The following is a 7,916-nucleotide window of genomic DNA, read 5'->3' as shown; positions in this document are numbered from 1 at the left end:
TTGACGAGGTTATTGTGTTACTCTGGCTTTCAAACTATTATTTTTTCTAGGTTCTCTTCGCTCGCTTGAGTCTCGCTTTCGCTTGTCTCTCCCGACCGCTTTATTAATATAGCAGACTAATACGCCTTGTGTGTGGCTTTAACCAAAATTTTTGCTCAAAGTACACTACAAAATATTTGGGAAAGTCTAGAGCCCTTTAGGGGCAAGGGTTATGGCGGTAACTAGGATAAAATAAAAACATCTGCGATTCTCAGACTATTGCCCAAGCAATGCTGTTGCCTCCAGTTGGCGACTGGCTACAAGGGTACAGCTGTACTCAAGGCGGCTTTTTCGTCTTTGGGGTAATTTGCTCCATAAAACTTATCCATCCTTACCTATGGTGCTTACTTCCTGTTTTTACGAGGCGTGTCGGCACTTGTCCTCTCCACAGGCATTAAGTTCGGACAAAGCCCGCCCGACTTGATCTTGAGGGGCATTTTCCAGATTGATAGAGGTATTCAAGTCTCTCTCAATCTCGATGCCACACCGTTGGCAATTAAACACACGCTCTCTCAACGGCATGGGTTGAAAGTGTCTACAGTTAGAACAAGTCTTGCTACTGGGATACAACCTATCAACCAGTTCAACCTTTGTACCCTACGCTGATTGCTCAATCACTTCCTAGGACGGTTAGCGTGATTGTTGGATGGGAATCTCGATCGCAAATTCTGCTCCTTGTCCCGGTGCCGAAATGCACCTCAGCTGTCCTCCATGTGTCTCTGTCACTATCTGATAGCTAATTGCTAATCCCATCCCGGTTCCCTTACCAACCGGCTTGGTGGTGAAGAAGGGGTCAAATAACCGTTGCTGAATATCTTCAGCAATACCCGCTCCACTATCTGCAATGCGAATGGCAATTTGTTTAGATGTCAAAACTTGTGTGCGAATTGTAATTCGACTGGGGTTGGCTTGCCTATCTTTGTAGCTAAGTTTGGCATTGAACTCCTCTATGGCATCAATGGCATTGGTGAGGAGATTCATAAATACCTGGTTGAGTTGTCCGGCATGGCACTCAATTTTGGGTAATTGACCATACTCTTTGACAACTTCAATGGCTGGATGATCTGGCTTCGCCTTGAGACGGTTTTGCAGGAGCATCAGCGTGCTATCAATGCCTTGGTGAATATCCACATCCTTGACTTCTGATTCATCTAGACGGGAGAACACGCGCAGCGACTGAACGATATCGCGAATGCGCTGAGCGCCAACTTGCATTGAGGCAAGGAGTTTGGATAAATCTTCCTTGAGAAATTCCAGTTCCATGTCCTCTGCTTTGTCTTGAATCTGTGGCGTGGGCTGAGGATATTGCTCTTGGTACAGCTCAATCAACTCTAGTAAATCTTGGATGTAAGAGCTGGCATGAGTAAGGTTGCCGTAGATGAAGTTAACTGGATTATTGATTTCGTGGGCAATGCCTGCCACCATCTGACCCAAGCTAGACATTTTCTCGCTCTGCACCAGCTGGAGTTGGGTGTGGTTAAGTTTGGTCAGCGTTTGGTTGAGCAGTGCAATCTGTTGTTGCGTTTGGTTATAGAGCTGAGCCTGAGTAATGGCAACTGCTAGCTGATCTACCACCGCTTTGAGTAATTCCCGATCTAATTGACTGAGGTAATGAGCGTGCAAACCGATGAGATAGCCGCAGCAGCCATCTAGAAGCGGGATAGGGAGTGCAAGGTAGGCGTGAGCTTTCAACTCCAGAGGTGTTGGCTCCAACTCAGCATCAACAAACAACAGATGAAGTGCCTCTGTCTGCTGTAGACAGGCTGCTATGTCTATAGATGAATTGGACTGAAACTTTCTTGGCTGAATTGTCAATGTTTGGGCGTGAGAGTCGCCAACCAGCTCAAGGGTTTGGAATTGGGGATCGTACCAGCCAAACAGCACTCTATCGAGCTGTGTTAAGGTTGCCAGTTCTGTTACCGTCGTCTGAACAATGGTTTGTAGCTCTAAAGATTCTCGGATGCGACGCACTAAACGGTTCAGTAGAGCTTCCTGCTCGGCACGAGTGCGGGTTTGCTCAAACAGCTGCACCTGTCGCCATGCACCAATCAGGGCAATAAGCAACAATCCGCCTAAAACGGTCGCCAAAAGGTTAAGTGCGCTTAAGTGAGATTCGATATTTTGGCGAGGAATAACCAGCGCAATTGACCAATCTGCTTCCTTTAGGGGCACGTAGGCAACGTAGTTCCATCTGCCATTGACTCGTATTAGTTTAATCCCCGCTTGTTTGGCAACCATTTCCTGGGCAACTTCTGCCAGAGCCGGATTGGAAGATTCTAAAAAGCTGGGTGCTTGACGCTCTGCGGAGCCAATCATCTTGGGATCGGGATGGGCAATCGCTACCCCTTGCGAGTTGAGTGCAAACGCATAGCTGCCGACTCCCTCCTGGAGCCTGCTCACGACCTGAATCACTCGGTCAACTTTGATCGCTCCACCCATTGCTCCCAGCACTTGAGTACCTGGAACCCGCATAATTGGAGCGCTGATATTGATTTGTAGGAGTCCGGTGGTACGACTGACGACGGGATTCGCTGCACTAACTTGCCCTGCCATTGCGTTGATAAACCATTCACGGTCTTTAAGATTTTTGCGATGAGGTCCGACGCTGGTATTAGCACCCCACCCCTCAAAGTTGACAATTGTCAGCTGGTGAATTTCTTTAAACCGTTGCAATTCTGACTTTAAATAAGGCTGGGCGACTGACCAATCCATCGAGCGCACGAGGGGACTGTTCGCCAGCATCTCTACTTCAGTCTTCCGATTAGATAGCCACTGGTCAATCTCATCCCGTCCCTGCTGGACTTCTAGTAAGGCTTGTTGCTGGAGGTTCGCAAGAATCAGTCCCCGCACAACCTGATAGCTGACTACAGCGATCGCACTCACCCCCAACGTTGACCCTGCCAGTATCGACAGAACAATTAGGTCACGAGGTTGCCATCTTTGCTTGTAGCGATGCTGCTTTCTTGGCAGCCTTAGCCAGAACGTTTTAGAAAAATTGAATTTTCCCAATCTGGGAAATGCTTGCTGGCTAATTTTTTGGCTAGCTGCGTCAGCCTGATTGTTTAGGGAGGACATTCTTATTACTACCTGTTATCGACTTGAGACATAGAAGATTTCCAAGGAACTTAATATTGCGAAAGTTGAAATAGTTCTATGTCACACTCCACAATCAGGTAGTTCCCTATAAGAATAATATGGAGATGTTCTGTTATCCCAACTTTTTTACTTACAAATTCAGATATTAGCACCTGATGATTGAACCAGCATTGGGACAAGTACGGAATTTTCATCCTGTCAAAAATACGGGATTTAGAGGTCAACTGAAGAATTTCGATTCTTCCTCAAGTAGCGCTAACAATGAATTCGCAGATTAAGCTCACATCTTTTACCTTTCCAAGCAGGGCATGAGGACAGGATTCCTATATTTTCCAGCTTTACAGATGTATCCCGTCATTGTTCGACGCTTCAGAGTCATCAACTTGGAGCGGCTCAAGAAAAGCCGGTTCTACATCGTCATGGGTAACGACTACGATCGTTTCCTCCAACACCGCGACCGCGAATATAGCCAACTCCTAGAATATCTCGCCCATTAGCATCAAATCTTTCAAGAAGGCTGGGATAGAATCATCGTTCTGTGTCCCTCCAACTATGGTGGCTACGACATCCAACTCAACGCCCCCATGCAATGCTTAGGCTAGAGAGTACAATACTGGCACAGCAAGCTTCTCACGTCGAAGTCTGAGGGATCAAACAGACAACTCCCACAGCCATACCTCCTTGCTTCAATAAATGGTGTAAACACTTCGATGAAATACAGAATTTAAGGAGAAGCCGGAATTAGCTTTAGAGTTAATTGACTAAAGTAAGAAAAGATGGTAATAACACGGTTTCTTACTGATTGATGCAAGCTATGGAAATAATACGATATTTCAGGTCAAGCTGGAAAAAAGTCACTGACTTATATAGGAGGATTAGCAAAAAATTGCCAATTAATAATTGTAAATAAAAGAAATAATCGAGAATAAATTAGACTATACAACTTACTTCAACCTTTGCCTATTGAACCTTTCACCCGTATTGAACTAAAGCTAGAAAAACCGAAAACTCTGTGAGTGGCAACGTTGGAATCCGAAATTCAAGGCTGGAAGGGAATAGACTGATTGCTATTTTTATGAATGTATCAACCTTCGCGTCCGAAGTATGAGATTGACTACTTAGACGTTGGAAGGTTGAAACCTTCCAACGTTCCAACTTTTTTCTAACTAATGATTAAAAGGGGATATCGTCTATATCTTGTTGGACAGGTGGAGTTGGACGGGTTATAGTTCTAGCGGCGGGTGCAAACGAGGGTGTCTCATCTTCTTCTTGGTAGTCTAGAGGAGACATCTCCACATCGCTATTATTAGCAGATGCAGCAGTTGGACGACGCGACCCCATCGGAACGACGTTGCTGGGAGGAGTTGATTCAGTTGCTGGCGTGCCAAAATCTGTATCGACTGACACTTTATGAATTCGGGAAACTGTCAACTCAGCGCGTTTCTCTTTAAAACCTTCTTGCCGATCAATGGTGTTCATGGTGAGGCGACCTTCAATAATTACGCGATCGCCCTTTTTGTAGTTATCCTTAATTTCTTGAGCTAAATTGCCCCAACCGACAACCTGTATACTTGCTGGTGGATCTTCAGCCTTTGTCCCGGGAAACTGGACTCGCAAAGAAGCGATCGCAGTTTGGCTATCCGGCGTATAACGCAGTTCCGGTTCTTTGATAATCTCCGCCATTAAAATGCAACTGTTCATAACTCAAAGTTCCACTATGGTATGTTTAGCCTCATCTATATTAGAACAAATGTACCATTACAATTTTAGATTTTGCTCCCGGCGAAGCAGTTTCTGATCCTCCGATGATTTTGGATTAGTCATTTAATCCAAAATCTGGCGATCTCTTGGGAAGAAAGAGAGGTTGGGGGAAGAACCAGTCATCGTTCAACTCCCCGATCAATCTCCCCAAAAATCGCTTCAAAATCCAAAATTTTTACACCATTGCCACTTTAAATTCTTCTACACCCTCCTCTTGTTCAACAAATGATTGAACCCTGGTGCGATACTCCCGCAAAGTTTCATCAACCCAATCCCGGTCATTACTATTAGCAAAGATATGTACCAGAGGTTCCCCAGCATCAGGCAAAATTAACACCCAGCTGTCATCGTGATAGTTGCAAATCTTTACACCATCGACTAATTCCAGATGTTCTGCTGGGTGAGTTTCTACCAGATGACGCATCAAAGCCCCCTTTGCAGTCCAGGGACAGCGGACAGTATAACTTTTGTGGTAAACGCGGGGTAGATCGGCGCGAATTTGAGCAAGCGATCGCTCAGAAACCGTCAGCATCTCCATCATCTTAGCAATGCAGAACATCGCATCAAACCCCGGATGCAGTTGCGGGAAAATAAAGCCCATTTCACCGCTACCACCCATCACCACATTCGGATTACTTTGAGAAGCCTCCATCAACGCCGTAGGATTTGCCTTAGTGCGAATAACCTTAGCGTCATGACGACGAGCAATCTGTTCCACCGCACTGCTACTATGCACTGGTACTACCACAGTAGCTCTAGGATTAGCCGTCAGAGTCATACTTACCATCAGACTCGTTAACAATTCCCCGCGAATTGGAGTCCCAGCTTCATCCACCAAGATCAACATCTCTCCGTTGGCTGACACCTGCACGCCAAAATTTGCCTTCAACGCCTCCACCACATGACCCAGCTGATTCAGCAACGCTTCTCTTTCAGCTGCTGAGAGTCCTTGTTGATTCAAACTAGCATTCAGCACCACAGCATCGCAGCCAAACTTCGCTAACAATTGGGGCAAAACGGCACCACTGACAGCGTAAACATAATCTATCACCACCTTCGAGCCGGAATTATGAATCGCCTTAATATTCAGATGCTTCTCAAAGGAAGTGCTATAAATATCAATCACCTGACTGGGGTAATTGACATTGCCAATTTCAGGAATCTGTACCCGTCGCAAATCTTCCTTAAAATAAGCCCCCTCAATCTTCTTCTCTATAGATTTGGAGATATTGATGCCTTTGCGATCAAAAAATTCAATCAAAATGTGATCAGATCGGTCTGGATGCACCCTTACATGGATACCACCAGAAACTGCGAGAGTAGGAACAACTGCTCTAGCCACAGGAATTGCTGTAGCTTCCAAATTCTGGACATTGATACCTACAGACATTAAACCAGCAATCAAGGCTCGGCTGACCATGCGGGAAATACTCCGCTGATCGCGAGAGATAGTAACCTGAGAACCTGGTTTCAAAGTAGAACCGTAAGCCGCACCCAACTTGACGGCAAATTCTGGAGTAATGTCGATATTTGCCAAACCACTCACACCACGCTGTCCAAACAAATTGCGGTGTGCAGTCTGACCCCAAATTAAGTTAATATTCAACGTCGCCCCTGATTCGATTTGCTTGCTAGGCCAGACGCGAACTTGCGGAGAAATTTGTGATTCTTCCCCTACAGTGGACAGGGAACCGACGACAGCACCTTCCAAAACTTGCGATCGCCTGTCCACTCTCGTCCCTCGACCAATCACGCAAGCCCGTAAAGAAGCTTCCTCACCAATAATCGCCCCATTCCAGATAATCGGACGCTTTAAGTTGGCATCAGCCCCAATTGTCACATTGTCGCCAATTGCAGTTCCTGGCTCAATGTGTACTCGCGGCCCAATCCGGCAATTACTGCCAATCAGCGCTGGTGCTTCAATTTTAGCCGTCGAGTCAATATGGGTATTTTGCCCAATCCACAATCCGGGAGACTGCTCAGAGTAAGCAAAGTCTAGTTTAACTTTTTGCTGTAACCCGTCATACTGCGCTTCACGATAAGCATCTAAGTGACCGACATCGCACCAATAACCAGAAGCAATGTAGCCGTACATCGGCTCATTTTTTTCTAGTAGCAAGGGGAACAGGTCTTTAGAGAAGTCAGTTTCCTGATTTGCTGGCAAGTATTGTAAAACTTCTGGTTCAAGAATGTAGGTTCCGGTGTTGACCGTATCCGAAAAAATTTCGCTGGTGGAAGGCTTTTCTAGAAACCGCCGAATCCGATGGTTTTCATCTGTAATTACCACTCCAAACTCAACCGGGTTCGGAACGCGGGTTAAAACCAGGGTTGCTTTTGACTTTTTTTGTTTATGAAATTTAATCGCTTCAGTGAGATCGAAATCGGTGATACTATCACCACTGATGACTAAAAATGTTTCATCTAGTAACTCAGCAATATTTTTGACGCATCCAGCAGTCCCCAAAGGCTGGTCTTCCTCTACAGCGTATGTCATCTGTACGCCGAAGTCGCCCCCGTCTTGAAAGTAGTCGCGCATGACATCAGGGAGGTAATGCAAGGTGGCAATAATCTCTGTAATCTGATGCCGCTTGAGCAAGTTGATAATATGTTCGGCGATGGGTCGGTTCAGAATCGGCACCATTGGTTTTGGAAGATCGCAGGTCAGCGGCCTCAGCCGCGTTCCTGAACCGCCAGCCATCAGCACTGCTCTCATAATTCCTCCTTATTATTCGTCATGATACAGATATCACCCTTAATTTTCGTTGCGCCTGTCTTTTAGTCTCCTATAATCAGGAAATTTCAGGTATCTCTCATAAGACAAGGGTGCAACCTCTTACTAACTCTCATCGAATACAAGTAGGCGATATAGATACATTATGCGGAGAGCGTAAGTCGGGCATCAAAAAATTAAGATTAACTGTATTGCAACTCAACCCCGGATAGACTAGAACTGGATCAATGCTACTTTGCCGTGTAGCACCAAATCAATTGTGTAGACTAGCTACAGTAAGCAGAATTTG

At 45.7% G+C, this 7,916-nt stretch carries 4 protein-coding genes and 1 pseudogene; 1 reads left to right on the top strand and 4 read right to left on the bottom strand.

Annotation, left to right across the window (positions count from 1 at the left end):
- Window positions 1-396 precede the first annotated feature (396 nt).
- Window positions 397-624 (bottom strand): annotated as a pseudogene (locus tag H6F66_RS08385) (zinc ribbon domain-containing protein); the annotation flags it as partial.
- Between the two features lie 45 nt (window positions 625-669).
- Complete coding sequence (locus H6F66_RS08380; RefSeq protein WP_190420143.1) at window positions 670-3,114, bottom strand: ATP-binding protein; 2,445 nt, start codon at window positions 3,112-3,114, stop codon at window positions 670-672.
- Between the two features lie 329 nt (window positions 3,115-3,443).
- On the opposite strand from H6F66_RS08380, the gene H6F66_RS08375 reads away from it, so the two are divergent.
- Window positions 3,444-3,632 (top strand): hypothetical protein, encoded by a 189-nt coding sequence (locus H6F66_RS08375; RefSeq protein WP_190420141.1) that lies wholly within the window; start codon window positions 3,444-3,446, stop codon window positions 3,630-3,632.
- Window positions 3,633-4,308: 676 nt separating this feature from the next.
- Here the strand turns inward: H6F66_RS08375 and H6F66_RS08370 are convergent.
- Window positions 4,309-4,836, bottom strand: coding sequence for a single-stranded DNA-binding protein (locus tag H6F66_RS08370; RefSeq protein ID WP_190420139.1), 528 nt, complete (start codon window positions 4,834-4,836; stop codon window positions 4,309-4,311).
- Between the two features lie 235 nt (window positions 4,837-5,071).
- Window positions 5,072-7,609 carry a mannose-1-phosphate guanyltransferase gene (locus H6F66_RS08365; RefSeq protein ID WP_190420137.1) on the bottom strand — a complete coding sequence of 846 codons (2,538 nt, stop codon included), beginning with the start codon at window positions 7,607-7,609 and terminating at the stop codon, window positions 5,072-5,074.
- Window positions 7,610-7,916: the final 307 nt, after the last annotated feature.

The sequence above is a fragment of the Trichocoleus sp. FACHB-6 genome (assembly GCF_014695815.1).
GTDB lineage: Bacteria > Cyanobacteriota > Cyanobacteriia > Cyanobacteriales > FACHB-T130 > Funiculus > Funiculus sociatus.
This window is presented reverse-complemented; position numbering and strand designations above follow the sequence as displayed.

Bases quoted from the DNA above. Each gene is read 5' to 3' on its own strand.
- H6F66_RS08380 (WP_190420143.1), bottom strand. From the start codon at position 3,114: ATGTCCTCCCTAAACAATCAGGCTGACGCAGCTAGCCAAAAAATTAGC.
- H6F66_RS08375 (WP_190420141.1), top strand. From the start codon at position 3,444: ATGAGGACAGGATTCCTATATTTTCCAGCTTTACAGATGTATCCCGTC.
- H6F66_RS08370 (WP_190420139.1), bottom strand. From the start codon at position 4,836: ATGAACAGTTGCATTTTAATGGCGGAGATTATCAAAGAACCGGAACTG.
- H6F66_RS08365 (WP_190420137.1), bottom strand. From the start codon at position 7,609: ATGAGAGCAGTGCTGATGGCTGGCGGTTCAGGAACGCGGCTGAGGCCG.